The 25,663-nt window shown below is 71.8% G+C and carries 22 protein-coding genes; 9 read left to right on the top strand and 13 right to left on the bottom strand.

Going from position 1 to position 25,663, the window contains the following annotated elements; translation table 11 throughout:
• Window positions 1–2: 2 nt before the first annotated feature.
• From ACGFZQ_RS27260 to rsmI, 10 genes are all read right to left on the bottom strand, one after another.
• Window positions 3–695, bottom strand: coding sequence for a LuxR C-terminal-related transcriptional regulator (locus tag ACGFZQ_RS27260; protein ID WP_382534224.1), 693 nt, complete (start codon window positions 693–695; stop codon window positions 3–5).
• 292 nt (window positions 696–987) lie between these two features.
• Window positions 988–2,742 (bottom strand): PQQ-binding-like beta-propeller repeat protein, encoded by a 1,755-nt coding sequence (locus ACGFZQ_RS27255; protein ID WP_393842518.1) that lies wholly within the window; start codon window positions 2,740–2,742, stop codon window positions 988–990.
• A gap of 182 nt (window positions 2,743–2,924) precedes the next feature.
• Complete coding sequence (locus tag ACGFZQ_RS27250) at window positions 2,925–4,721, bottom strand: PQQ-binding-like beta-propeller repeat protein (RefSeq protein WP_393842517.1); 1,797 nt, start codon at window positions 4,719–4,721, stop codon at window positions 2,925–2,927.
• Window positions 4,722–5,109: 388 nt separating this feature from the next.
• Entirely contained in the window at window positions 5,110–6,912 is a 1,803-nt protein-coding gene (locus ACGFZQ_RS27245) for an ABC-F family ATP-binding cassette domain-containing protein (RefSeq protein WP_382534230.1), read from the bottom strand.
• Window positions 6,913–7,087: 175 nt separating this feature from the next.
• Window positions 7,088–8,017, bottom strand: coding sequence for a 4-(cytidine 5'-diphospho)-2-C-methyl-D-erythritol kinase (locus ACGFZQ_RS27240; RefSeq protein ID WP_393842516.1), 930 nt, complete (start codon window positions 8,015–8,017; stop codon window positions 7,088–7,090).
• Window positions 8,014–8,895 carry a 16S rRNA (adenine(1518)-N(6)/adenine(1519)-N(6))-dimethyltransferase RsmA gene (rsmA, locus tag ACGFZQ_RS27235; protein WP_351738959.1) on the bottom strand — a complete coding sequence of 294 codons (882 nt, stop codon included), beginning with the start codon at window positions 8,893–8,895 and terminating at the stop codon, window positions 8,014–8,016. The genes ACGFZQ_RS27240 and rsmA overlap by 4 nt, the downstream gene beginning before the upstream one ends.
• Window positions 8,896–8,933: 38 nt before the next feature.
• Window positions 8,934–10,415, bottom strand: coding sequence for a ubiquitin-like domain-containing protein (locus ACGFZQ_RS27230; RefSeq protein ID WP_393842515.1), 1,482 nt, complete (start codon window positions 10,413–10,415; stop codon window positions 8,934–8,936).
• Between the two features lie 157 nt (window positions 10,416–10,572).
• The gene (locus ACGFZQ_RS27225) at window positions 10,573–11,475 is read right to left on the bottom strand and encodes a TatD family hydrolase (RefSeq protein WP_393842514.1); all 903 of its coding nucleotides are present in this window, start codon (window positions 11,473–11,475) and stop codon (window positions 10,573–10,575) included.
• Between the two features lie 47 nt (window positions 11,476–11,522).
• Window positions 11,523–11,960 (bottom strand): hypothetical protein, encoded by a 438-nt coding sequence (locus ACGFZQ_RS27220; RefSeq protein WP_393842513.1) that lies wholly within the window; start codon window positions 11,958–11,960, stop codon window positions 11,523–11,525.
• Window positions 11,961–12,328: 368 nt separating this feature from the next.
• Complete coding sequence (rsmI, locus tag ACGFZQ_RS27215) at window positions 12,329–13,177, bottom strand: 16S rRNA (cytidine(1402)-2'-O)-methyltransferase (RefSeq protein ID WP_393842512.1); 849 nt, start codon at window positions 13,175–13,177, stop codon at window positions 12,329–12,331.
• Window positions 13,178–13,327: 150 nt separating this feature from the next.
• On the opposite strand from rsmI, the gene ACGFZQ_RS27210 reads away from it, so the two are divergent.
• The 3 genes from ACGFZQ_RS27210 (at window position 13,328) to ACGFZQ_RS27200 (ending at window position 18,652) form a co-directional block, all read left to right on the top strand.
• Complete coding sequence (locus ACGFZQ_RS27210) at window positions 13,328–15,118, top strand: dolichyl-phosphate-mannose--protein mannosyltransferase (protein ID WP_393842511.1); 1,791 nt, start codon at window positions 13,328–13,330, stop codon at window positions 15,116–15,118.
• A gap of 143 nt (window positions 15,119–15,261) precedes the next feature.
• Window positions 15,262–16,878, top strand: coding sequence for a penicillin-binding transpeptidase domain-containing protein (locus ACGFZQ_RS27205; RefSeq protein ID WP_393842510.1), 1,617 nt, complete (start codon window positions 15,262–15,264; stop codon window positions 16,876–16,878).
• A gap of 103 nt (window positions 16,879–16,981) precedes the next feature.
• A complete protein-coding gene (locus ACGFZQ_RS27200; protein WP_393842509.1) occupies window positions 16,982–18,652 on the top strand; it encodes a penicillin-binding transpeptidase domain-containing protein in 1,671 nt (556 codons plus the stop codon).
• A gap of 6 nt (window positions 18,653–18,658) precedes the next feature.
• Here ACGFZQ_RS27200 and ACGFZQ_RS27195 read toward each other — a convergent pair whose 3' ends face one another.
• Complete coding sequence (locus ACGFZQ_RS27195) at window positions 18,659–19,006, bottom strand: SsgA family sporulation/cell division regulator (protein WP_351738983.1); 348 nt, start codon at window positions 19,004–19,006, stop codon at window positions 18,659–18,661.
• A 219-nt stretch (window positions 19,007–19,225) separates the two neighbouring features.
• On the opposite strand from ACGFZQ_RS27195, the gene ACGFZQ_RS27190 reads away from it, so the two are divergent.
• From ACGFZQ_RS27190 to ACGFZQ_RS27165, 6 genes are all read left to right on the top strand, one after another.
• Window positions 19,226–20,275 (top strand): energy-coupling factor ABC transporter permease, encoded by a 1,050-nt coding sequence (locus tag ACGFZQ_RS27190; RefSeq protein ID WP_393842508.1) that lies wholly within the window; start codon window positions 19,226–19,228, stop codon window positions 20,273–20,275.
• A 1-nt stretch (window position 20,276) separates the two neighbouring features.
• Entirely contained in the window at window positions 20,277–21,038 is a 762-nt protein-coding gene (cbiQ, locus tag ACGFZQ_RS27185; protein ID WP_351738989.1) for a cobalt ECF transporter T component CbiQ, read from the top strand.
• On the top strand, window positions 21,026–21,802 hold the full coding sequence (locus tag ACGFZQ_RS27180) for an energy-coupling factor ABC transporter ATP-binding protein (protein WP_393842507.1): 777 nt from the start codon (window positions 21,026–21,028) through the stop codon (window positions 21,800–21,802). The genes cbiQ and ACGFZQ_RS27180 overlap by 13 nt, the downstream gene beginning before the upstream one ends.
• A gap of 53 nt (window positions 21,803–21,855) precedes the next feature.
• Window positions 21,856–22,407, top strand: a complete 552-nt coding sequence (locus ACGFZQ_RS27175; RefSeq protein WP_393842506.1) for a MarR family winged helix-turn-helix transcriptional regulator — start codon at window positions 21,856–21,858, stop codon at window positions 22,405–22,407.
• 137 nt (window positions 22,408–22,544) lie between these two features.
• Window positions 22,545–22,949, top strand: coding sequence for an organic hydroperoxide resistance protein (locus ACGFZQ_RS27170; protein ID WP_393842790.1), 405 nt, complete (start codon window positions 22,545–22,547; stop codon window positions 22,947–22,949).
• Between the two features lie 120 nt (window positions 22,950–23,069).
• Window positions 23,070–24,239: a serine hydrolase domain-containing protein gene (locus tag ACGFZQ_RS27165; protein WP_393842789.1), complete on the top strand. Its 1,170-nt coding sequence runs from the start codon at window positions 23,070–23,072 to the stop codon at window positions 24,237–24,239.
• A gap of 157 nt (window positions 24,240–24,396) precedes the next feature.
• Here the strand turns inward: ACGFZQ_RS27165 and ACGFZQ_RS27160 are convergent, their stop codons facing one another.
• Both ACGFZQ_RS27160 and ACGFZQ_RS27155 read right to left on the bottom strand, forming a co-directional pair.
• Window positions 24,397–24,672 carry a DUF1876 domain-containing protein gene (locus tag ACGFZQ_RS27160; RefSeq protein ID WP_351706757.1) on the bottom strand — a complete coding sequence of 92 codons (276 nt, stop codon included), beginning with the start codon at window positions 24,670–24,672 and terminating at the stop codon, window positions 24,397–24,399.
• 82 nt (window positions 24,673–24,754) lie between these two features.
• A complete protein-coding gene (locus tag ACGFZQ_RS27155) occupies window positions 24,755–25,636 on the bottom strand; it encodes an NAD(P)-dependent oxidoreductase (protein ID WP_393842505.1) in 882 nt (293 codons plus the stop codon).
• Window positions 25,637–25,663 lie beyond the last annotated feature (27 nt).

Below are 25,663 nucleotides of genomic sequence, written 5' to 3'. Positions count from 1 at the left end.
GGCTACATGTCCGGCCCTGCCGAACTGTTGAGCGGGCCGGCCCTGTCCAGCAGCCCGGTCCGCGCCGCCAGGGCCGCCGCCTCCAGCCTCGACCCCACCCCCAGCTTCATCAGCACCCGCTGCACATGCGTACGTGCCGTGCTCGGGGCGATGCCCATGCCTGCGGCGATCAGGCGGGTGTCCTCGCCGTCGGCCACCCGGACCAGGACCTCGACCTCCCTGGGGGTGAGCATCTGGAGGAGGCGCTGGCCCTCGTCGTCGGGCTGGGCGGCGGGGTTGAGCAGTTCGCCGAACGCGCCCTGGAGCAGCGCCGGGGCGACGGCGGCCTCCCCGGCCCGCGCCTTCATGATCGCCCGCTCGACGCCCTCTATCCGCTCGTCGTGCCGGACGTACCCGGAGGCGCCCGCCGCGAAGGCCGCCGCGATGCCCCGCGGGGACGGCACCGGGCCCAGCACGAGGACGGCGACCTGCGGCCGCTCCCGCTTGATCTTCACCACCGGGTCGAAGATCCCCGGCTCGGCCGGTGTCGCCGTGCCCATCAGGCACACCTCGGGCGCGCGCGTGATCACCAGCTCCGCCGCACCCGCCGCCGGCGCCGCCGCCGCGAGCACCCGGTGGCCGCGCAGTTTCAGCGCAGAGGCCAGCGCCTCGGCGAGCAACCGGTGGTCGTCGACCACCATGAGCCGCACTCCCATAGAGCAACCCCCCAGTCCCCCCAATGGATGCCCCACTATGGATGCCCACTGGTCCGCGTGGACAGAGGGCCCCCCGGCACCTCGTCCTTCATGCCCCCGGAAGCTACACGCTTGTTCGACGTTGCGCTGCCCCTACTGATGAGAAGTGCCCCGGATCGGAGGATTCTCTGGCTTTTCTGGTATTCGCAGGTGAAGAGCGGGTGTGATGCGGTACCCGCCCGGTCCAGCCCCTGACCAGGGACGGGACCGGAATCGCGGGCCGGGTGACACGGGGCTCCCGCTTGACGAGCCGTCAGCCGCCCGCACCGAACGCGGTGACCAGGTACTCCTTGGCCGACACCGACGATCCGGCGGCGTGGGCGTACACCGCGGACAGGTACAGGTGCCCCTGGGAGTAGAGGACCTCCCCGTACGCCGGGGACAGGGCGGTCTCCACGGCCCTGACCGCCGCGGTCGCCGGGTTCTCCAGCAGCTTGGTCTCGCTGAACGAACCGCCGTCGATACTGACGATCTGACCGCCCTTGCCGTACGGCGGGTCCTTGTACGCGATCACATTCGGACCGTCCATGCGCAGCGGTGTGATCGTGCAGTTGTCGCCGGCGTCTGCGCGCTGGCCGGTCTGCTTGCCGGTGGCCAGGTCGAAGGCGACGATCTCGTTGGTCTTGGCGAGGTCCGCGCCGCCGCCGTGCGCCTCGGTCGGCAGGTACAGCCGGTCGTTTCCGACCACCACTCCCTGGCACTTCTCCAGCTGGTAGATGCCGTCGCAGCGGGCCGCGTACGAGCTGCCCGGCGTGGAGATCCGGGTGCGCAGCCGCCCGGTCCTGTTGTCGATGGAGAAGACGTCCGAGAAGCCGCTGCCGTCGCCCGCACTGTCGTTGACGTCGGCGGCCACGACCAGGGGGTCGGTCGACACGACGCTGGCGTAGGCGATGCCCGAGGTCATCTCGTACTCGGAGATCACCTTGCCGGAGACCGGGTCGATGGTCTGGATGTGCAGCTGGGCGGTGTCGCCGCTGCCGCACCTGCGGACCGCGACCAGTTTGGCGCCGCCGCCGTAACCGGCGTCGTAGCAGGTGTCGGCCGGCTTAGGCTGCCAGCGGACCGTGCCGGAGGCGAGGTCGAAGGCGGCGCCGCCGCTGGTGCCGCCGACCGCGACCGTCTGCTGGGCGACCGTCACGTTACTGAAGCTGATCGGTACGTCGCCGGACTTGATCGTCCGCGTCCATAGCCGTTTGCCGGCGTTCAGGTCGATCGCGGCGACCTGGGTGCAGCCGGCCGTGGAACCCTTGGACGGCGTTTTCGGCTGGAAGACGACGGCCGTCCTGCCGTCCGTACTGGTGTGCCCGGTGGCGTAGCAGACCGGACCGGGCAGCGGGACCGTCCACAGCTCGGCGCCCGAGTCGGGGTCGTAGCCGACGATCCGGGCGACACCGGTCTTCGCGTACACCTTGTCGGTGAGCCAGGAACCGGCGGTGACCGTGGTGTCGTCCGCCGTGGGCAGCGGGACCTGGAAGAGGACCCTGGAGGCCGGGTCCGCGGGCACCTTCTCGCTGCCCTTGCCTCCTCCCTGACCGCCGGTGCCGCCCGCGCTGGAACCGGCGGTGTCGTCCTTCCTGCCGTCGGCGCCGGAGGACTTGGAGTACCAGATGCCACCGCCGACGATCAGCGCGATCACGACGACCGCGGCGACGACGATGAACAGCGTGGCGTTGTTCCTGCCGGAGGTGGGGGCGGGGGCCGAGGCGGAGGTGGGGCTGCCGGGCCGGCCCGGGTAGCCGTAACCGGATTGCCGGGCGTAGGGGTTGGCGGGGGCGGGGGGCTGCTGGGTGTACGGGTTCGGGGGCTGGGCGGGGTAGCCGTAGCCGGGCTGGGGGGCTGGAGGCTGGGCGGGGTAGCCATAGCCGGGCTGGGGGACCGGGGGCTGCTGCGGGTAGCCGTAGCCCGGCTGGGGAGCCGGGGGTACGGGCGGCTGCGGTGGGCCCGCGGGGGCGCCGAAACCGGGCTGCTGCGGGGGCTGGTCGGGCGGTGGCGGAGGCGGCTGGGTCATGGCGGGGTACCTCTGGGGACGGCGCGGGAGACGGCTGGAAACGGCCGGGGATGGCGCGGGAGACGGCTGGGGACGGCGCGTGGGCCGGCGCTGGTGGCCGGCGCGGCGGACGGCCGGTGGCCGGCGTGTGAGGGGGCCGGCCGCCTGCACGGGCTGCTGGACGGGGCGGGGCGGGCGGCCGCTCAGTTGCCGAAGGCCATCATCAGCTTCTCCTTCGCGTCGTCACTGCCGGACAGCCGCGTGGAGGAGAGGTAGAAGCGCCCGTCGGCCCAGTCGACCGCGCCGTCGTAGAAGCCGTCCTCGATGTCGGCGGTGTGCTGCGGGTTCTGCAGCAGCTTGGTGGTGGTGTGGGCGGAGCCGGCGGTCGGGATCGACACGACCTGGCCGCCCGAGTCGTACGACGGCCGTACATACGCGACGAGTTTGCCGCCCTCGACCTTGACCGGGTACATCGACTCGTCCGTCGGGGACTTCGTACGCCACTTCGCCTTGCCGTCGACGAGGCTGATCGCGACGATCTCGTTGCCGCCGCTGTTCGTGTCCGTCGGCAGGTAGAGGGTGTTCGCGTCGACGGCGACGCCCTGGCAGCCCTGGAGGTCACGGGCGAGGATCGCCCAGCCGCACTCGGGGGCGAACTTCTCGTCGACCTTCACCTCGGACCGGAACGTGCCCTTGGCGTCCAGGGTCGAGATGTTCCAGGCCTTCTTCTCCTCGTTGGTCATGTAGACCACGAGCGGGTCGACGGAGTACGTCCGCTGGACCGACCAGCCCTTCTTGACCGGCTGGGTCCATCTGACCGCGCCGGTTGCCGGCTCCAGCTCCGAGATCTCGTCGTGCTCGTTGCCTCCGCCGACCCCGCAGGAGGCCACCTCGATCAGCCGGTTCACACCGCCCGCGAACGCCGTCGGGAAGCAGGACGCGCCGTACTTCTTCTTGTCGTACTGCTTCTCGCCGCTGTCTAGGTCGTACGCCGTGCCCGACTGGGAACGGCCCACCATCACTGTCTTTCCGCTGATCGTCAGCTCGATGCTGATCGCGGTGTCGAACAGGCCGCCGTCGGCGACGGTCGCGGTCCACCCCTTGTGGCCCGTGTCGAGATCGATCTCCTGCAACCGGTTGCACTTGGCCCGGTCGCTGGTGCCGTTCATGTACGCCACGACGACCTTGCCGTCGGCCGACTGGTCCGGGGTCACCGCGCAGATCTTCTGCGGGAACGTGATCGGGGCCCAGGCCGGGTCACCACTGCCCACGCCGTAGGCGAAGACCTGCTTGTACGCCGCCTTCACCGCGGTCTTCCCGGTGATCCACATGCCGGGTGCGTCGGCGCCGGACGCCGGGGCGTCGGGAGCCGACTTGTACCAGAGCACCTTGGCCTCGCCGGACTTGCGGCCCTCGTTGAGGTTCTCCGGGTCCGCACCGCCGTCGCCGCTGCCGTCCCCGGGGTTGGCCGGGGTGTCGGTGCCGGACGCCTTGGGGTCGTCGGACTGCTGGGCGACCGGCTTCTTGCCGTCGTCCCCACCACTGGTCACGGCGTACACGGTGCCGCCGACGACCAGCAGCCCCGCCACGGCCGCCGCGACGATCAGCCCGGGCTTCCCCTTGAACGGCCCGCGGCCCCCGCCACCGGGCGGCGGAGCGACGCCGGGTCCGCCCGGGTACTGCGGCGGATAGCCGTAACCCGGCTGGGGTGGCTGGGGCGGCTGCCCGTACGGCCCCGCCTGCTGAGCCTGGCCGTAGGGGCCGGGTGACTGGGCGGCCTGGCCGTAAGGGCCGGGCTGCGCGTACGGTCCCGGCTGCTGCGGATAGCCGTAACCCGGCTGGGGTGGCTGGGCAGGCGGCGGGGGCGTGCCCGGGGGCGCACCGAAACCGCCCTGTGCGGGCGGCTGTTGCGGGGCGCCGAAACCACCACCCGGTGGCGGCTGGTCCTGCGGTGCTCCGAATCCGCCCTGCTGCGGCGGCTGACTGGGTGGCTGAGTCATCAGCGCCCTTCCCCCGTTACTGATTTTTAGCCACGCCCCGAGGCTCCCGACGGGTCTCAGGCCGTTCTCAGACTGCTCTCAGACGGACCTTTCTATCACTCGGGACCGACAGGCCACGGACCCTCATCAATCCCTGTTCCCAAGGGAGAACCGCTCCGTGATGTCCCCGTTACGCGCCTTCACGGTCCCTTCACGGGGCGCGCGCAAGGGGGTTGTGCGCGCCGTGCGGTGGCGCGCGTGCGCGGCCGATTCGCGCCGGTGGGTGTGAGGGCGGGCGCGCCGATACGGGTCGCGCGCTCACCGGGACGGCGCACACGCCGGACTACACGCCCTTCAGCACGGCGTGCACGCCGAGTTGCGCGCCGCCCAGCACCGCGCGCACGCCGTGCTACGCGTCCTCCGCCAGCTCCAGCCAGCGCATCTCCAGTTCCTCGCGCTCCCCGGCCAGGTCGCGCAGCTGAGTGTCGAGTTCGGCGACCTTGGCGAAGTCCGTGGCGTTCGCGGCGATCTGGTCGTGCAGCTTGGTCTCCTTCTCGGAGACGCGGTCCAGCTGACGTTCGATCTTCTGGAGCTCCTTCTTGGCCGCGCGCTGGTCGGCGGCGCTCCGCTCGGCCGTGGGGGCCTTGGGGGCGACGGCGGTGGCGGCGGCCACCTCCTCCATGCGCCGGCGCCGCTCCAGGTACTCGTCGATGCCGCGCGGCAGCATCCGCAGGGTGGCGTCGCCGAGGAGGGCGAAGACGCGGTCCGTGGTGCGCTCCACGAAGAACCGGTCGTGGGAGATGACGATCATCGAGCCGGGCCAGCCGTCGAGGACGTCCTCCAGCTGGGTGAGGGTCTCGATGTCGAGGTCGTTGGTGGGCTCGTCGAGGAAGAGGACGTTCGGCTCGTCCATGAGGAGCCGGAGAAGCTGGAGGCGGCGGCGCTCACCGCCGGAGAGGTCGCCGACCGGCGTCCACTGCTTCTCCTTGTTGAAGCCGAACGTCTCGCAGAGCTGCCCGGCGGTCATCTCGCGCCCCTTGCCGAGGTCGACGCGCTCGCGCACCTGCTGGACCGCTTCCAGGACCCGCGTGTTCGGGTTCAGTTCGGCGACCTCCTGGGAGAGGTAGGCGAGCTTGACGGTCCGGCCGACGGCGATCCGGCCGGCCGCCGGCTGCTCCTCGCCCTCAGTGCGCGCGGCCTCGGCCATGGCGCGCAGCAGCGAGGTCTTGCCGGCGCCGTTGACGCCGACCAGGCCGATGCGGTCGCCGGGGCCGAGCTGCCAGGTGACGTGCTTGAGCAGCACCTTGGGCCCGGCCTGGACGGTCACGTCCTCCAGGTCGAACACGGTCTTGCCGAGCCGCGAGGAGGCGAACTTCATCAGCTCGGAGGTGTCGCGCGGCGGCGGCACGTCGGCGATCAGCTCGTTGGCGGCCTCGACCCGGAAGCGGGGCTTGGAGGTACGGGCGGGGGCGCCCCGGCGCAGCCAGGCGAGCTCCTTGCGGACCAGGTTCTGCCGCTTGGTCTCCTCGGTGGCCGCGATCCGCTCGCGTTCCGCGCGGGCGAAGACGTAGTCGGAGTAGCCGCCCTCGTACTCGTAGACGGCGCCCCGCTGCACGTCCCACATGCGGGTGCAGACCTGGTCGAGGAACCAGCGGTCGTGGGTGACGCAGACCAGCGCCGAGCGGCGCTCCCGCAGATGCCGGGCGAGCCAGGCGATGCCCTCGACGTCGAGGTGGTTGGTGGGCTCGTCGAGGACGAGCAGGTCCTGCTCCTCGATGAGCAGCTTGGCCAGCGCGATACGGCGCCGCTCACCGCCGGACAGCGGCCCGATGACGGTGTCCAGGCCCTTGGGGAACCCGGGCAGGTCCAGGCCGCCGAAGAGGCCGGTGAGGACGTCCCGGACCTTGGCGTTTCCGGCCCACTCGTGGTCGGCCATGTCTCCGATGACCTCGTGCCGGACGGTGGCGGCCGGGTCGAGGGAGTCGTGCTGGGTGAGGACGCCGGTGCGCAGTCCGCCGGAGTGGGTGACACGGCCGGTGTCGGCCTCCTCCAGCTTGGCGAGCATCCGGATGAGGGTGGTCTTGCCGTCGCCATTGCGGCCCACCACGCCGATGCGGTCGCCCTCCGACACGCCGAGCGAGACGCCGTCCAGCAGGGCACGGGTGCCGTAGACCTTGCTGACGTTCTCGACATTGACCAGGTTGACGGCCATTTCACTCCTGCGCAGGGGGACGGTCAGCCTCCCAGCGTAATGCGCGCAGGGAGGCCGTCCCGCCGCGAGCTGCATTCACCTGCGGGTCCAGGCCCCTGAAGCGGGCCACCACCTTGATCAGCAGGGTCAGGGAGGCGTTGCCGACGTACGTCACGGACCGGCGTGCGCGCTGATGTCACGCCCCGGCGGGCGCGCCGATGTCGTGCGCCGTGGTGACGACCCGCGCGCCCGGCGCGGGCGCCGTCGCCGTGCGCACCGTGCGGCAGGTACCGGAGGCGAGGAGTGCTTCGGACACCTTCTCCGCGGACGCGGTGTCGCGGACCAGGAACGCCGTCGTGGGCCCGGAGCCAGAGACCAGCGCCGTGAGGGCACCGGCCGTGCGCCCCGCGTCGAGCGTCTCCGCGAGCTCCGGGAAGAGCGAGAGCGCGGCGGGCTGGAGGTCGTTGGAGACGGCGGCGGCGAGCGCGTCCGGGTCGCCCTTGGCGAGCGCGTCCAGGAGATCGCGGGAGGCGACGGGCTCGGGGATGTCGAGGTCCTCGGCGAGCCGGTCGAACTCGCGGAACACGGCCGGGGTGGACAGCCCGCGCCCGGCCATCGCGAACACCCAGTGGAAGGTGCCGCCGACCTCCAGGGCGGTGAGCCGTTCGCCGCGCCCGGTGCCGAGGGCGGCGCCGCCGACCAGGCTGAAGGGCACGTCGCTGCCCAGCTCGGCGCAGATGGCGAGGAGTTCGGCGCGCGAGGCGCCCGCGCGCCAGAGCTCGTTGCACGCGAGCAGCGCGCCCGCCCCGTCCGCGCTCCCCCCGGCCATGCCGCCGGCGACCGGGATGTCCTTGGCGATGTGGATGTGCACGGCCGGGTCGATGCCCCGGCGCTCGGCGAGCGCGAGCGCGGCGCGCGCGGCGAGGTTGGTGCGGTCAAGCGGTACCTGGTCGGCGTCCGTGCCTTCGCAGGTGATGGTCAGCTCGTCTGCGGGCGTGACCGTGACCTCGTCGTGGAGGCCGACGGCGAGGAAGACGTTGGCGAGGTCGTGGAAGCCGTCTGGGCGGGCGGCGCCCACCGCGAGCTGGACGTTGACCTTGGCTGGTACGCGTACCGTGACGCTCACTTACCGGACTCCTCTGTCGGGGACGCGGCCTCGGCGATCCGCGCGAACTCCTCCACCGTCAGCGACTCCCCGCGCGCCTGCGGCGAGACCCCGGCGGCGACGAGGGCCGTCTCCGCGGCCGCCGCCGACCCGGCCCAGCCGGCGAGCGCCGCCCGCAGGGTCTTGCGCCGCTGGGCGAACGCCGCGTCGACGACCGCGAAGACCTCGCGCTTCGACGCCGTCGTCTTCAGCGGCTCCGCGCGCCGGACGAGGGAGACAAGCCCGCTGTCGACGTTCGGGGCGGGCCAGAAGACGGTGCGGCCGATGGATCCGGCGCGCTTCACGTCGGCGTACCAGTTGGCCTTGACGGACGGCACGCCGTACACCTTCGAACCGGGCGGGGCGGCGAGCCGGTCGGCGACCTCGGCCTGCACCATCACCAGCGTCCGCTCGATGCTCGGGAAGGTGTCGAGCATGTGGAGGAGGACGGGGACGGCGACGTTGTAGGGGAGATTCGCGACGAGCGCGGTGGGCGGGGGCCCGGGCAGTTCGGTGACGTGCATCGCGTCGGAGTGGACCAGCGCGAACCGGTCCGCGCGCGCCGGCATGCGCGCCGCGACCGTCGCGGGCAGCGCGCCCGCCAGGACGTCGTCGATCTCCACCGCGGTCACTCGGTCGGCGACCTCGAGGAGTGCGAGGGTGAGGGACCCGAGTCCCGGGCCGACCTCGACGACGACGTCGTCCGGGCGGACCTCGGCGGTGCGGACGATACGGCGGACCGTGTTGGCGTCGATCACGAAGTTCTGGCCGCGCTGCTTGGTGGGGCGTACACCGAGCGCTGCCGCGAGTTCACGGATGTCGGCCGGGCCGAGGAGGGTGTCGGGGGTGGGGCTGCTCACGGGACTAGGGTACGGGCCGCCGCGACACCTCCCGCCGGTCACCCGTGCAGCCGTGCCCCGCAGTGCGGCCAGGGGGTGGAGCCGCGTTTCGTGTAGAGCTTCTTCGCACGGAACGTCTGCTCCTCGGCCGGCGCGTCCTGCGGACGCCCGCTGCCGCCGAGGATGTGCCAGGTGCGAGTGTCGAACTGGTACAGCCCGCCGTACGTCCCGGAGGGATCCACCGCGGCCGCGCGGCCGCCGGACTCGCAGGCGGCGAGACCGTGCCAGTTGAGGCCGTCGGCGCCCTTCACGGAGTCCGGGTGCGGCTTGGTGCCCACCTTGACGAGCTGCGCGCGCGGCTCGCGGACCACCTCGGACCGCTCGCGGCGCGGCTTCTGCCGGACCCCGTTGACGGTCCGCAGGTAGTACGTGACCCGGCGCAGTCCGGGCCGCCCGGTCCGCTCGACCACCTCGGTGCCCTTGAACACCGTGGGGTCGGCCGTCCGCCGCACCTCGAACGGGATGGCCTCCTCGCGCACCTCCTTGCCGTCCGTGACGCGCAGCACGGTCACCGTCTGCCCGTCGCGCGGGAAGCCGGCCTGCGGCACGGAGGTGGTGTCCTGGCCGTGCAGGGTGACCCCGGCCTCCTCGACGGCCTCGCGGACGGTCGCGGCGTTGGTGCGGATGGTGCGGGTCCGGCCGTCGGCCAGGATCGTGACCGTACGCTCGGTGCGCACGTCGAGCGCGAGCCCGGCGCGTCCGATGCTCTGGGAGCGCGAGGCCGACAGGTACGCGCCCTCGGCACGCACCCCCAGCTGAGTGAGCGCCCCGTCGACCGTGCGCGCCGTCGTCCACACCTCGCGCCGCTGGCCGTCCAGGGTGAGCCGTACGGGGCGGCCGTAGCGCACCGCGACCTCGTCGCCGCTGGCCAGCTCCGCGCCGGGGGCGGGCGCCACCACGTCGTGCTCGCCCACCCGCACGCCTTCGTCGGCGAGCAGTTCGGTCACGTCGTCCGCGAACGTGTGCAGGATGCGCGGCCTGCCGTCGACGGTCAGCTCGACGGCCTTGTCCTTGGCGAGGAACGCGGTGGTGCCGCCGGCGAGGAAGGCGACGACCAGCGCCTGCGGCAGCAGACGGCGCACGGCGGAATCCGGGCGCTGGGTGTACCGCGCCTTCCGCCGGCGCGCGGCACGCCGCCCCGCCACGGCGCCCACTCCGGATTCGCGCGCCCCGTTCTCCGGCATGCGCACGCTCTGCCGCGGAAGCACCGGCTCATCCGGCTCCCCCGCATACGCCTGCGCCGGCGCGTGCCCCACCGGCGCGACCCGCGCCTCCGCTTCGGCCGAGACCTCGTACGCCGGCCGGTACGTGTCACCCCCGTAGGCCGCCACGCCGTATCCCTGCGTCACGGCGTCGTGCACGCCGGGCACCACAGGCGCGTCGTACACGCCTTGCTCCCCGGGCGCGCCACCTCCACCGTGCGCCCCCGGCGCGCCGTAGGGGTCGTACGCCTCAAACGTCTCGTACTGCGATGTGCTCACGCCGACACGCTCCAGAGGGCCAGAGGGGTCCGGATCGGGCCCCCAGAACCTAGCGGAGCACTGGTCACTCTCCAAAGCGGCACGACTACGCACGGTCGCGATCGGGCCCAAGCCGGGCCCTAGCGAGCGTTATCCGTCAGTTACGATCTATATACCCTCAGTAGTCGAAGGCGCGGGCCGTGTTCGCGCCCAGGGCCGTCGCCAGCACGTCCTCGTCGATGCCCCGCACGGCGGCCATCGCGCGGACCGTGACCGGAATGAGATACGGGGCGTTGGGCCGTCCGCGGTACGGCGCCGGGGTCAGGAAGGGCGCGTCGGTCTCCACGAGGACCAGCTCCAGCGGGGCGACGGCGAGCGCGTCCCGGAGGTTCTGGGCGTTCTTGAAGGTGACGTTGCCGGCGAAGGACATGAAGTAGCCCTCGCGGGCGCACACCTCGGCCATCTCGGCGTCCCCGGAGTAGCAGTGGAACACCGTCCGCTCGGGGGCGCCCTCCTCCTTGAGGACGCGCAGCACGTCGGCGTGGGCGTCGCGGTCGTGGATGACGAGGGTCTTGCCGTGCCGCTTGGCGATCTCGACGTGGGCGCGGAAGGAACGCTCCTGGGCGGCCTTGCCCTCGGGCCCGGTGCGGAAGTAGTCGAGGCCGGTCTCGCCGACGCCCTTCACCTGGGGCAGCCCGGCCAGCCGGTCGATCTCGGCGAGCGCCCCGTCCAGGGCCGCGGCCCCGCCCGCCGTGCGGGCACCCTGCCGGGACCAGCCGTCGGGGTCGCCGTGGACGATGCGCGGGGCCTCGTTCGGGTGCAGGGCGACCGTCGCGTGGACGTTCGCGTGCGCGGCCGCCGTCTCGGCCGCCCACCGGGAGCCCTTGAGGTCGCAGCCGACCTGGACGACGGTCGTCACGCCCACCGAGGCGGCCTTCGCGAGGCCCTCCTCGACCGTGCCGGACTGCATGTCGAGGTGGGTGTGGGAGTCGGCGACCGGTACCCGCAGGGGTTCCGGGAGCGGCGGCGCCGCGTTCTTGTCGGCCGCGGCGGAGGCGTTCGCGGAGGCGTTCGAAGGCATGCCCCGATCCTACGAAAGGGGCACACCCCGCCGGACCCGCGGCCGGGTCAGCTCGCCTTGCGCTGGAACGGATGCAGGAGATCGGACAGGTGCCAGTGGTGGTGCGACTTGACCTGCGCGGGGGCCTCCCCCACCGCGGGTCCGGTCTCGGTCTCCCCGGCCACCTCGTCCCGGCCGCCCTGCTGCACCGGCCGGCCGGACGACTGCCGGGCCGCGCTGTGCACCGACGAGACCTGCCCCGCGCGCATGATCCGCAGGACGTGGCCGTCGCAGTTCTGGCACGCGGGCCGGCTCAGCGGGGACGGGACGACCTGGCCGTTCGCCACATACATGACGAACTCGTGGTTCTCCGCGTCCGTGTGGTGCTCTATCTCGTACGACTGCTCCCAGCCGTGCCCGCATCGCATGCAGGCGAAGGAATACGACTCGTGAACGACGGCTGTGGCCGCACCGCGGAGGCCGGTCTGCCCTGCGATCTCACTCATGCCAGCTCCTCTTGTCCGCTGGACAAGCACCCCGATTGCCGGGATTCCCCCCGGAATCCCATGAAGGTGAGGGACGGGTGCGTCCCTGCTGACCAGTGGACGCCTTCACCGGCGCGAATGCGACGGGCCTGCCGAGTGTTGGAGGCGATTTGGATTCTGCTTGCCAAATCGGCCTTGTCGCACAGGGCTGGGCTTTGCGTTTCCCGCCCTTGCTTTACCGTCCCGTGGGGCGCGCGCTCAGAGGAGGCGCGCCCCGCTCAGAGGACACATCACCGCAGGTCAGGGGCGCGTAAAACAACGCGGCCAACCCCCACCGCCCCGCACACGACTACACAGGAGCAACCACGACGGCACTGCCGAAACCGCCCTCACCCGTCAGCGCGCTTCGCCGCCACCACCGCGTCGAACACCACCCGCTTCGGAATCCCCGCCGCCACCGCCACCGCCGCGATCGCCTCCTTGCGGGGCTCACCGGCCTCCTCCCGCACCCGCACCCGCCGTACGAGTTCCGCCGCGTCGAGTTCCTCGGGCCCGCGCTCGGGGGCGCCCTCGACGACGACGGTGATCTCGCCGCGCACCCCGTCGGCCGCCCACACCGCGAGCTCGGCCAGCGGACCGCGCCGTACCTCCTCGTACGTCTTGGTCAGCTCACGGCAGACCGCGGCCCGGCGCTCGGAGCCGAAGACCTCGGCCATGGCGGCGAGGGTGTCGTCGAGGCGGTGCGGGGCCTCGAAGTAGACGAGGGTGCGGCGTTCCTCGGCGGCCTCCTGGAGCCGGGAGCGGCGTTCGCCCGCCTTGCGCGGCAGGAACCCCTCGAAGCAGAACCGGTCGACGGGCAGCCCGGACAGCGCGAGCGCGGTGAGCACCGCGGACGGCCCCGGGACCGCGGTGACGCGGATCTCCTTCTCCACGGCGGCCGCGACCAGCCGGTAGCCGGGGTCGGAGACGGAGGGCATCCCGGCGTCGGTCACGAGCAGCACGCGCGCGCCGCCGACGAGTTCCTCGACCAGCTCGGGCGTGCGGGCGGCCTCGTTGCCCTCGAAGTACGACACCACGCGCCCCTTGGGCGTCACACCGAGCGCCTGGGTGAGCCACCGCAGCCGCCGGGTGTCCTCGGCCGCGATCACGTCGGCGCCGGTCAGCTCCGACGCGAGCCGGGGCGGCGCGTCCGCGACGTCGCCGATGGGGGTGCCTGCGAGGACAAGGGTTCCAGTCACGCCTCCATCCTCGCAGCAGCCACCGACAGCGCCGTCCCACAGCGCGGTCCCCCGGGAGCCGCGGCCGGCGATCGCAGTCGATCGCAAAGGAAACCACCTCTAAGCCCCATTGCACGGGACTCACACAGAACGGTTCCCTACGATGGCGCGGTGACCAGTACCGCGTCCTCCACGGACACCCGGCAGGGCCAGGCAGCGCTCGACGAGCAGCCGACGTGGCAGCAGCGGCTGCGCCGATTCGGCTACACGGCGAGCCCGGCGCGCACGGCGCACACCACCGGCGGCAGAAGCGCCGTGGGCGCCGGCGCGGGCGCCGATGTCGTCGACCGCCTGGTCCCGCCGTACGCCGAGCCCAGCTCCCGGCTGTGGCTCGGCCTGGGCGTGCCCCCGGCGCTCGCCGAGCGGATCACGCGCTGGTCCGGCTGGGGCGGCCCGCTCCTTGTGACGCTGGTGGCGGGCCTGCTGCGGTTCTGGAACCTGGGCAGCCCGAAGGCGGTGATATTCGACGAGACGTACTACGCGAAGGACGCGTGGGCGCTCGTGCACCGCGGTTTCGAGGTCAACTGGGACAAGAACGCCAACGATCTGATCCTCCAGGCGAACGGCCATGTCACGGTCCCGGCGGACGCGGCGTACGTCGTGCACCCGCCGGTCGGCAAGTACGTCATCGGGCTCGGGGAGCTGGTCTTCGGCTTCAACCCGTTCGGCTGGCGCTTCATGACGGCGCTCCTCGGCACGCTGAGCGTCCTGATGCTGTGCCGGATCGGGCGCCGGCTGTTCCGGTCCACCCTCCTGGGCTGCCTGGCGGGCGGCCTGATGGCGGTGGACGGGCTGCACTTCGTGATGAGCCGCACCTCGCTGCTCGACGGTGTGCTGATGTTCTTCGTGCTGGCGGCGTTCGGCTGTCTGCTCATCGACCGGGACCGGGCACGGGAGAGACTCGCGGCCGCGCTCCCGGCCGACGCGGACGGCCGGGTCAGGCCGCACGCGTACGTCGCGAAGACCACCTGGCTGGGCTGGCGCCCGTGGCGCTGGGCGGCGGCCCTGCTGATGGGGCTGGCGATCGGCACCAAGTGGAACGGCATGTACATCCTGGCCGCGTTCATCCTGATGACCGTCCTGTGGGACATGGGCGCGCGGAAGGTCGCGGGTGCCGAGCGCCGGCTGTCCCTGCCGTTCGTGGTCGAGTCGGTCGTCTCCTGGGCGGCGATGTGCACGGTCGCCGTGGCCGTCTACCTGACGTCCTGGATCGGCTGGATCCTGTCCCCGACCGACGGCAGCGGCGGCTACTTCCGCAACTGGGCGGCGACCGACGGCAAGAGCGGCGACTGGACGTTCCTGCCGGACTGGCTGCGCAGCCTGTGGCACTACGAGCACGAGGTGTACCTCTTCCACGTCGGCCTCTCGTCGCCGCACACCTACATGTCCAACCCGTGGTCCTGGCTGGTGCTGGGCCGCCCGGTGTCGTACTTCTACGAGTCGCCCTCCCCCGGTGCGGACGGCTGCCCGTCGGGCGCCGGGGAGAAGTGCGCCCGTGAGGTGCTGGCGATCGGCACGCCGCTGCTGTGGTGGGCGGCCTGCTTCGCGATCCTGTACGTCCTGTGGCGGTGGGCGTTCCGCCGCGACTGGCGGGCGGGCGCCATCGCCTGTGGCATCGCGGCCGGTTACCTGCCCTGGTTCATGTACCAGGAGCGCACGATCTTCCTCTTCTACGCCGTGGTCTTCGTGCCGTTCCTGTGTCTCGCGGTGGCGATGATGATCGGCGCGATCATCGGCCCGCCGGGCTCCAGCGACACCCGCCGGCTGATCGGCGCGTCGGGTGCCGGCGTGCTCGTCCTGCTGATCGTCTGGAACTTCATCTACTTCTGGCCGCTGTACACCGGCACGGCGATTCCGATCGATTCCTGGCGTTCACGTATGTGGCTCGATACCTGGGTGTGAGCCACATCCCTGATCTCTGTTCAGACAACAATGAGTCAACATCTGACACAGGGCCCTCACAACCGCCTACAGTGCGCATCAAAGCCAGCTTTTGAACGCGTTCACAAAATGCGGCGAAAGTGCACGGGGAGGGGATTCGCGCCATGCGCAAGGGGGTCAAGGCGGCCATAGTCGGCGGCGTCTGCACCGTAATGGTGGGCGGAGCCGGATACGGCGCCTACAACGTGCTGTCGGCGTTGCGCGGCGACGACGGCGGCACAGCGGCCGTACGGACCGGGCCGCCCACCACGGACGAGATCAAGGACACCACGCGGAAGTTCTTCGCGGCCTGGGAGAAGGGCGAGTCGGTGACCGCGGCGTCGTACACGAACAACTCCGCCGACGCCGAACCGGTGCTCACCTCCTTCAGCGCCACCGCGCACATCAAGGACGTGCACATCACGCCCGGCAAGGCGACCGGAGCCACCGTGCCGTTCAGCGTGAAGGGGACGGTGTCCTACGACGGGAAGTCGAAAACGCTCGCCTACAAGAGCACGTTGACGGTCGTACGCGGCGAGACCACGCACCGCGCGCTCGTCGACTGGCAGCCGTCCGTGATCCATCCGCAGCTCAGACGTGGCGACACGCTGTCCACCGGCGAGGCGGCGAGCCCGCCGATCGAGGCCGTGGACCGCAACAACACGGTCCTCAGCAAGGACAAGTTCCCGTCCCTGGGCCCGATCCTGGACGAGCTGCGCAGCCGCTACGGCGACAAGGCGGGCGGCACCCCCGGCGTGGAGCTGGTGATCCAGCACGCGTCCCAGGAGTCCGCCGACACCACCCTGCTGACCCTCGCGCCGGGCAGGGCGGGCAAGCTGCGCACGACGCTCGACGCGCGCGTGCAGGCCGCCGCCGAGTCGGCGGTGACGAAGTACGCCGAGTCGTCGGTGGTGGCCGTCAAGCCCACCACCGGTGAGGTGCTCGCGGTCGCCAACCACCGTGAGGACGGCTTCAACGCGGCCTTCCTGGGCGAGCTGGCACCCGGCTCCACCATGAAGATCATCAGCGCGGCCACCCTCATCGACAACGGGATCACCACGATGAACGGCCCGGCGCCCTGCCCGCCGACCGCGACCTGGCAGAGCCAGACCTTCAGCAACCTCAAGGGACTTCAGCCGGATCTCAAGGCCACCCTCTCGGACAGCTTCGCACGGTCCTGCAACACGGCGTTCGTGAAGTACGCGGACTCCGTCCAGGTCGACTCGCTCACCAAGGAGGCCGAGGACCGCTTCGGGCTCGGGCGCAACGACTGGAAGACCGGCATCCCGAGCTTCGACGGCCGCGTCCCCGCCTCCGGCGGCCCGGACACCGCGGCCAACCTCATCGGCCAGGGCCAGGTGCAGCTGAGCCCGCTGAACATGGCGTCGGTGACGGCGACCGCGATGACGGGAACCTTCCGGCAGCCGGTGCTCGTTTCACCGAAACTGGACGGCCGTGAACTGGCCACCGCCAAGGGCCTGTCGGCCAATACGGTCGGCCAGCTGCGCTCCATGATGAACCGCACCGCCACCAGCGGCACCGCGGCCGGGGTGATGAGCGGGCTGCGCGGCAGCATCGGCGCCAAGACGGGCTCGGCGGAGGTCGACGGGCAGTCCAAGTCGAACAGCTGGTTCGCCGGCTACCGCGATGACGTCGCGGCCGCGGCCATGACCCAGGACGGCGGGCACGGCATCGACGCGGCCGGTCCGATTGTCGCAAGCGTGCTACGGATCGGTGGCTGAAGTCACTCCCACAGGCCGGGACTCTAGGCTGTTGCCGTCGTTGGGGAGCGTGAGGGCTACGGGGCGGCGGGGGCCCTGGGGAAGTGCGCGGAGGGACTGAGCTGTGGGCAAGAGAAGGCGCGTCGTCGAGCGACGGAAGAAGAGGAGACCCGCCGTCATCGGCGGGATGATCGCCGTCGTCGTCGGCGGCGCCGGCATCGGCGTCTACGCGCTGTACGGCGGCGGAGCGGCCGACGCGGCGTCGAAGGCGCCGGCCGCCAAGCCCGTCAAGACCGGGCCGTTGTCGGCGACCGAGGTGCAGACGACGGCGCGGACCTTCCTGACGTCCTGGCAGCAGGGCAAGGTCACGCAGGCCGCCGCCGTCACGGACGACGCCAAGGCCTGCATCACGCTGCTCACCGGCTACGCCAAGAACGCCCACGTCAAGGACGTCACGCTCACCGAGGGCACGCGCACGGGTGCCAAGGTCCCGTTCTCGGTGAAGGCGACGGTGTCGTACAAGGGCGTCAGCAAGCCGCTGTCGTACGACTCCTCGTTCAGCGTCGTCCGGCGCGCCGGCGACGGCAAGCCGGTGGTCGACTGGCACGCCGCGGTCGTCCACCCGGACCTCGCGGACGGCGACACCCTGGCCACCGGCGAGTCCGGCACTCCGCCCATCAAGGCCCTGGACCGCGACGGCGGCGAGATCACCACCGCCAAGTACCCGTCGCTGGGCACGGTCCTGGACGGGCTGCGGGAGAAGTTCGGCAAGAAGGCCGGCGGCAAGGCGGGCGTCGAACTGCGCGTGGTGCGCGGCAAGGCGTCCGAGAAGGCGAAGCTGTCCGACAAGACCCTCCTGGAGCTCAGCAAGGGCACGCCGGGAACAGTGAAGACGACGCTCAGCCCGACCCTCCAGGCGGCCGCCGAGAAGCAGGTCACCACCCAGAAGAACGCCTCGGTCGTCGTGATGCGCCCGTCGACCGGCGAGATCTACGCCGTGGCCAACTCCAGCCACGGCTTCAACGTGGCCTTCCAGGGCTCGCTGGCCCCCGGCTCCACGATGAAGATCGTCACCTCGACGATGCTGTTCGAGAAGGGGCTCATCACCCCGGACGCCTCCCACCCCTGCCCCAAGACGTACAAGCTGGCCGGGTGGACGTTCCACAACGACGACGATTCCGAGATCAAGAAGGGCACGTTCAAGTTGGCCTTCGGGGCCTCCTGCAACAACGCCTTCATCAACTTCGCGCCCAAGCTGTCCAACAGCGACCTGACGACCGAGGCGCAGCAGGTGTACGGCCTCGGCATGAACAACTGGGCCATCGGCGTCCCGACCTTCGACGGCTCGGTCCCGGTGCAGAGCGGCGCGCAGATGGGCGCCTCGCTGATCGGGCAGGGCGGGGTGCGCATGAACCCGCTGAACATGGCGTCGGTGGCGTCCACCGTCGAGACGGGCGTCTTCCACCAGCCGTACCTGGTCTCCCCCTCGGTCGACAACCGGACCGTCGCCAAGGCCTCGCGCACGATGTCCGCGAAGACCCAGTCCGAGCTGAAGGAGGTCATGCAGTACACGGCGGCGTACGGTACGGCCGCCAAGGCGATGGCCGGTCTCGGCCCGGACTACGGCGCCAAGACGGGCTCGGCCGAGGTCGACGGGCAGAAGAAGCCCAACGGCTGGTTCACGGCGTACAAGGGCGATCTGGTGGGCGCGGGCGTGGTCCAGGCGGGCGGCCACGGCGGCGACACGGCCGGGCCGATCGTGGCGGCGCTGCTGAAGCTGGGGTCGTCGCTGTAGGCGGCGCTAACCGGCCACGGGGGTGGCCATGTAGGTGCGCCGGAGGAAGCGCAGCAGCGCCTTCGACTCGAACTGCACCACGGACGTGCCGTGGTCGGAGTGGAACTCCACCACGGCCTGCACCCGCCCCAGTGGCCACACCCGTACGTCACCACTCTCCGCCGGCGCCCTGAGTCCCTGCTCCAGCAGCGCGCGCGCAAATGTCCACTCGTCCGTCCCGGGCAGGCCGACACGCACCGATCGGGGATCGGCCTCGGGGTCGTAGCGCAGGACGACAGGTACCGCACCCGGGTCTACCGGCACGTCCTCGTCCGTGACGATGTGGGCTCGCGCATACTGCTCGACTACAGACATCGGACTGCCCTTTACGCTCCGTTACCTTTGCGAAAGCTGTGCATCCGCTTTCTCTCCAATGTCGCACATATTCCGGATTGCGCTTGCGGAGGTCGTGGTATCTCCTGCGCTCCCGAGGCGCCCCGAAGCACCCCCGAAGCACCTCGGTGCGTCTCGGTGCGCGATACACGACTCTCTCGCTCTTGCAAAAGGTTCGCAACAACGCCTTAAAATCGAACGGTGCATGTACCTGACGGATTCATCGACGCCCCCACCTCGGCGGTCACCGCGGTGGTCGCGGCCGGCGCCCTCGCCGTGAGCCTGCGCGGTGCCCGCCGCGAACTCGACGAGCGCACGGCGCCGCTCGCCGGCCTGGTGGCGGCGTTCATCTTCGCCGTACAGATGCTCAACTTCCCCGTCGCGGCCGGAACAAGCGGCCATCTTCTGGGCGGAGCGCTGGCCGCGATACTCGTCGGCCCCTATACCGGCGTCCTGTGCGTGTCCGTGGTCCTGCTGATGCAGGGCATCCTGTTCGCGGACGGCGGCCTGACCGCGCTCGGTGTGAACATCACCGACATGGCGATCGTGACGACCGTCGTCGCGTACGCCGTCTTCCGGGGCCTGCTGAAGGTCCTGCCGCGCACCCGGCGTTCGGTGACCGCCGCCTCCTTCGTCGCCGCCCTGCTCTCCGTCCCGGCCGCCTCCGTCGCCTTCACGCTCCTCTACGCGATCGGCGGCACCACCGACGTGTCCATCGGCAAGGTGGCCACGGCCATGATCGGTGTGCACGTCCTCATCGGCATCGGCGAGGCCGCGATCACCGCGCTCACGGTCGGCGCCGTCATCGCCGTACGCCCGGACCTGGTGTACGGGGCGCGCGAACTGCGGCAGGGACTGAAGTTGCGTGTGAACGGCGTGCTGGTGGACGCACCCCCGTCACAGCCGGCGCCCACGGCGCCCGTGGCAGCGCGCGCCTCGCGGCGCGCGCTGTGGATCACAGGGCTCGCCACCTCCCTGGTCCTAGCCGGGTTCGTCAGCTTCTACGCCTCCGCCGACCCGGACGGTCTGGAGAAGGTCGCCCACGACAAGGGCATCGACGCGAAGGCGCAGGAGCACGCCGCCGCCGACTCCCCGCTCGCCGACTACGGCGTCGAGGACGTCTCCGACGCCCGCCTCTCCGGCGGCCTCGCGGGCGTCATCGGCGTCGGTGTGACCGTCGTCGCGGGCAGCACGGTGTTCTGGGCGGTGCGCAGGCGCCGGGGCGCCGAAGAACCGTCCCAGGCGCTCTGACATGGGTGCAGGACACGCCCACCGGCTCTACCGGCACGCGCACTCCCCCGTGCACGCGCTCCCCCCGCACACCAAGCTCGCCGCCGCCTTCGCCTTCGTGGTCGTCGTGGTCTCGACACCGCGTACGGCGATGTGGGCGTTCGCCCTGTACGCCGTGCTCCTCGCGGGCGTCGCGCACCACGCGCGCGTGCCCGCTTCCTTCGTACTGCGCCGACTGCTGATCGAGGTGCCGTTCGTCGCCTTCGCGGTGCTGATGCCGTTCGTGGCGGAGGGCGAGCGGGTCGACGTCCTCGGTCTCTCGCTCAGCGTGAACGGCCTCTGGGGCGCCTGGAACGTGCTCGCCAAGGGCACCCTCGGTGTCGCCGCCTCCGTCCTCCTGGCGGCCACCACGGAGCTGCGCGAACTGCTCCTCGGACTCCAGCGGCTCCGGCTCCCCCCGCTGCTCGTCCAGATCGCCTCCTTCATGATCCGCTACGGCGACGTCATCACCGACGAGATGCGCCGGATGCGGATCGCACGGGAGTCACGCGGCTTCGAGGCGCGGGGCGTGCGCCACTGGGGCGTGCTCGCGAAGTCCGCCGGCGCGTTGTTCATCCGCTCCTACGAGCGCGGGGAGCGCGTCCACCTGGCCATGGTGAGCCGGGGGTACGCCGGTTCGATGCCGGTCATCGACGAGGTGACCGCGTCCCGGGCGCAGTGGTCCCACGCCCTCGCGCTGCCCTTGTCCGCCCTTGTCGTCTGCGTGTTGGGATGGACCCTGTGACTACCGCTCCCGCCTCCCTCGAGGTCTCCGGCCTCGCCTTCGCCTACCCCGACGGGCACCAGGCCCTGTTCGGCGTGGACTTCACCGTCGCGCGCGGCGAGCGCGTCGCGCTGCTCGGGCCGAACGGCGCCGGCAAGACCACCCTCGTACTGCACCTCAACGGCATCCTGAGCGGCGGCACGGGCACGGTGACGGTGGCCGGACTGCCGGTCGGCAAACGGCACATGGCGGAGATCCGGCGCCGGGTCGGCATCGTCTTCCAGGACCCCGACGACCAGCTGTTCATGCCGACGGTGCGCGAGGACGTGGCGTTCGGTCCGGCAGCGGCCGGCCTGAAGGGCGCCGAACTCGAAGCACGCGTGCGTAGCGCCCTGGAACGGGTCGGCATGGCCGACTTCGCCGAACGCCCGCCGCACCACCTCTCCTTCGGCCAGCGCCGCCGGGTCGCCGTCGCCACCGTCCTCGCCATGGAACCGGAGATCCTCGTCCTCGACGAACCCTCCTCCAACCTCGACCCGGCCTCCCGCCGCGAACTCGCCGACATCCTGCGCTCCCTGGACGTCACGGTCCTCATGGTCACCCACGACCTGCCCTACGCCCTGGAGCTGTGCCCGCGCTCCCTGATCCTGAGCGACGGCACGATCGCCGCCGACGGCCCGACCGGCGAACTGCTCTCCGACGACGCCCTGATGCGCGCCCACCGGCTGGAACTGCCGTTCGGCTTCGACCCGCGCGCGGCGACGGCGGGACGCGGGAGCGCCTGACGCGTTTCCGTGACGGCCGTCCCGAGCGTCCCCGCGTCCGTGACAATGGGCGGGTGACGCATCAAGAGGACACGGGGCCGCCACGGCTGGACGACCAGCTGTGCTTCGCGCTGTACGCCGCACAGCGCGCCGTGACCGCCGCCTACCGCCCGCTCCTCGACGACCTCGGGCTCACCTACCCGCAGTACCTCGTGCTGCTCGTCCTGTGGGAGCAGGGCGAGACCACGGTGAAGGAACTGGCCGGCGCGCTGCGCCTCGACTACGGCACGGTGTCACCGCTGCTGAAGCGGCTGGAGGCGGCGGGTCTGGTGCGCAGGGAGCGCTCGGAGCGGGACGAGCGCTCGGTGCTCGTCGCGTGCACCGGGCGCGCGGAGGAACTGCGGGAGCGCGCGGCGCGCGTACCCGGCGCCCTGCTCACGACGACGGGCCTCGACGGCGCGGACGTGGCACGGTTGCGCGAGGAGTTGCGGATGCTCGCGGACCGGGCGAGCGGCGCGGCCCCGCGTAGCGGCGCCCACGCTCGGCGCGCACCTCAACATCGCACGCCCCCACCCCCACTCTCGCTCCCCCGACCCCTGTTACCCACGGTTTCCACCCCCTGGTAATCCGGAGACTTCCTACCGGTCGGTACCTTGTGCACGATGTACTTGCGCACCACCGTGTTGCCCACCATCGTTTCCGCCCTGGGGGAGGTCCCGCCGTGACCGAAGGCGCCACCGTCGACACCCGTCCGACGAAGATCATGTATGTCGCCGAGGCGACCGCACACGGCGGCCGGGACGGGTACGTGACCAGCCAGGACGGCCAGATCGACCTCAAGGTCGCGATGCCTCCGGAGCTGGGCGGCGACGGCAACGGCACCAATCCCGAGCAGCTGTTCGCGGCGGGCTACAGCTCCTGCTTCCACAACGCGCTGATCCTGGTCGGCAACCGCTCGGGTTACGACCTGACCGGCTCCACGGTCGCCGCGAAGGTCGGTATCGGCCCCAACAAACGGCGCGGTTACGGTCTCGCCGTCGCGCTCAGTGTCTCGCTCCCGGTCCTGGACGCGGACATCGCGGCGAAGCTGGTGGACGCCGCCCATGAGGTGTGCCCGTACTCGAACGCGACACGCGACAACATCGACGTGACGATCGTGCTCGGCTGACCGCACGCCTCGCCCACTGAGGCGCAGCTCACGCCCGTACGTCCTCGGTACCGAGGAATCGCAGGCCCCGCGGGGGCGTTGCCCTCCAGGGTGCAGGCGATCAGGAAGGACGTGGCGGACGTGGACGTGAACGGCACTGTGGCCGAGGGCTTCGAGCCGGTCAGGGACGCGTTCGCGAAGAACTTCGAGCTGCTCGGGGACCGGGGCGCGGCGGTCGCCGTGTACCGGGACGGACACCGGGTCGTCGACCTGTGGGGCGGCGCCCGGGACTTCGACGGGGGTGCCGGCGAGGCGTCCTGGGAGCACGGCACCGCCCAGATCGTGCGCTCGGCGACCAAGGGCCTCGCCGCCGCGGTGCTGCTGCTTCTGCGGCAGCGCGGGGAACTGGACCTGGACGCCCCGGTGGGTGACCTCTGGCCGGAGTTCAAGGCGGCCGGCAAGGAGTGCACGCTGGTGCGGCACCTGCTCGCGCACCGCGCCGGCGTGCCGGTACTGGACCGTCCGCTCACGCCCGAGGAGGCCGCCGACCCCGATCTGGGCGCGGCCGCGGTGACGGCGCAGGCGCCGGTGTGGGAGCCGGGCACCGATCACGGCTATCACGCACAGACCTACAGCTGGCTGACCGGCGAACTGGTGCGGCGGGTGACCGGGCGGCCGATCGGCGAGTGGATCGCGGAGGAGATCGCCGGGCCGCTCGGCGCCGAGTTGTGGCTCGGCCTGCCGGAGACGGAGCACGCGCGCGTGGGGCGCGTCGGGCCCGTCGAGGCTCCGGAGACCGCCGGCGCGCTGCGGACCCGGCCCAAGCGGGCCGTCTCCGAGGCATACGCCGACCCCGGGTCGCTGACCCGCCGGGCGTTCGGCGCGATCAGCCCGCTTCCGGACGAGAACGACCCCGCCTACCGCGCGGCCGCCCTCCCCGCCTCCAACGGGATCGCCACCGCCGACGGCCTGGCCCGCTTCTACGCCTCCCTCATCGGCGAGGTCGACGGCGGCACACGGCTGTTCACGCCGGAGACCCTGGAGCTGGCCCGCACCGAGCAGTCGGCGGGGCCGGACCGGGTGCTGGTCATCTCCACCCGCTTCGGGCTCGGCTACATGCTGCACGGCAGCGCGTCCCCACTGCTCTCCCCCGCCTCCTTCGGCCACCCGGGCCGCGGCGGCGCGCTCGGCTTCGCGGACCCCGAGTCGGGCATCGCCTTCGGCTACGTCACCAACGGCTTCCGCAAGAGCGTGACGGCGGACGCACGGGCGCAGGCGCTGGTGCGGGCGGTGCGCACGGCGCTGTCGTAGCCGCCGCACACACCCCAGCACCCACGCACACGCCTCAGCACCCATGTACGCGCCTCAGCGCCCCGCGCACGCGCCCACGCCCGCACCCCGCGCCCACGCCTCGCACGCCTGCGCGCCCAAGCCGCCGCGCCGCCCGCGCGCCCGCGCGCCCGCGCGCTCACACGTTGATCGGGTGCGAGTGCCGCCCGGAGTCCGCGTCGATCTCACCGTGCGCCTTGGTCAGCAGCTGCATGGCCAGTTCGTTCAAAGCGCGGGCTCCCGCGATCTCCTCGCCGACTCTGGGCTGATTGCTGTCGGAGTCGTGACGGCTCGCATGGCCGTGCGCCCGTACCTCGGTGCCGTCGGGCAGGCGCACCATGGCCACCGCGCGCGTGTGCGTGTCGTCCTCCAGGAACTCCATCTCGACGTGCCATCCCACAGCGGTTTGCATCATGGGGACCACCTCCGGAATCGCTGCTTCCAGGGTGCTCCTCGGAAGGCCGGGCCGTCACGTCGGCGCGGACCCGGGTGACTGGCTACTTGCCGTCGAAGCTCGCGAAGTACGCGGCGGCCATGTCCTCGTCGGCGTGGCCCTGGGCCGCGGCGCGGGCGAAGCGTTCGGCGGCCGCCTCGGCGACGTCGAGGCGCACGCCGTGGCTCGCGCCGGCGGCGACGATCAGCCGGGCGTCCTTCCCGGCGGTGTCCACCGCGAAGGACGGCGGGGTCAGCCCGCCGTCCAGGATCAGCCCGGCCTTGGCCCGCATGTAGCCCATGTCGAGCGGCCCGCCCGCGATCAGGTCGAAGAAGCTGTGCGGGTCGACGCCGAGGCCCTGGGCCAGCGCCATCACCTCGCCGGTCGCCGCGGTGGCCGCGATGACCCAGCTGTTGGCGACCAGCTTGAGCCGGGTCGCGGTGGCCGAGGAGCCGTCGTCACCGGTCCACAGCGTGCGGGCGCCGACGGCGTCGAAGACCGGCGCGACCGTCTCCCGGCCCGCTTCGGGACCGGCTGCCAGGACGGTGAGCTGTCCGGCCTCGGCGGGCTGGCGGGTGCCGAGGACCGGGGCGTCGTAGAAGACCAGGCCGTGCTCGCGGGCGAAGGCAGCCAGTTCGGGGATCTGGTCGAGTCCCGCGGTGGTGCACTGCGCCCACACGACCCCGGGCCGCAGCGCGCCGGCGGCCTCGCGGACGGCTTCCAGGGCGGTGTCGCCGTCGTACAGCATGGTCAGAACGACGTCGGCGCCCTGGACGGCCTCGGTGGGGGTGTCGGTGACCTGGGCGCCGTCGGCGGCGAGAGGTTCGGCCTTGGCGCGGGTGCGGTTCCACGCGCGGACGGCGAGTCCGGCCTTCAGGAGGTTGCGGCCCATCGCGGCGCCCATGATGCCGGTGCCCAGCAAGGCCACGGTCGGCTTGTCGGTCATGACGTCTCCCTGTCGTCGTAGGTTCCG

Origin of the sequence: Streptomyces sp. NPDC048254 (assembly GCF_043201895.1) — a bacterium.
Lineage (GTDB): Bacteria > Actinomycetota > Actinomycetes > Streptomycetales > Streptomycetaceae > Streptomyces.
The sequence above is the reverse complement of the archived record's forward strand: the minus strand, read 5'-3'. Positions and strand labels throughout refer to the sequence as shown.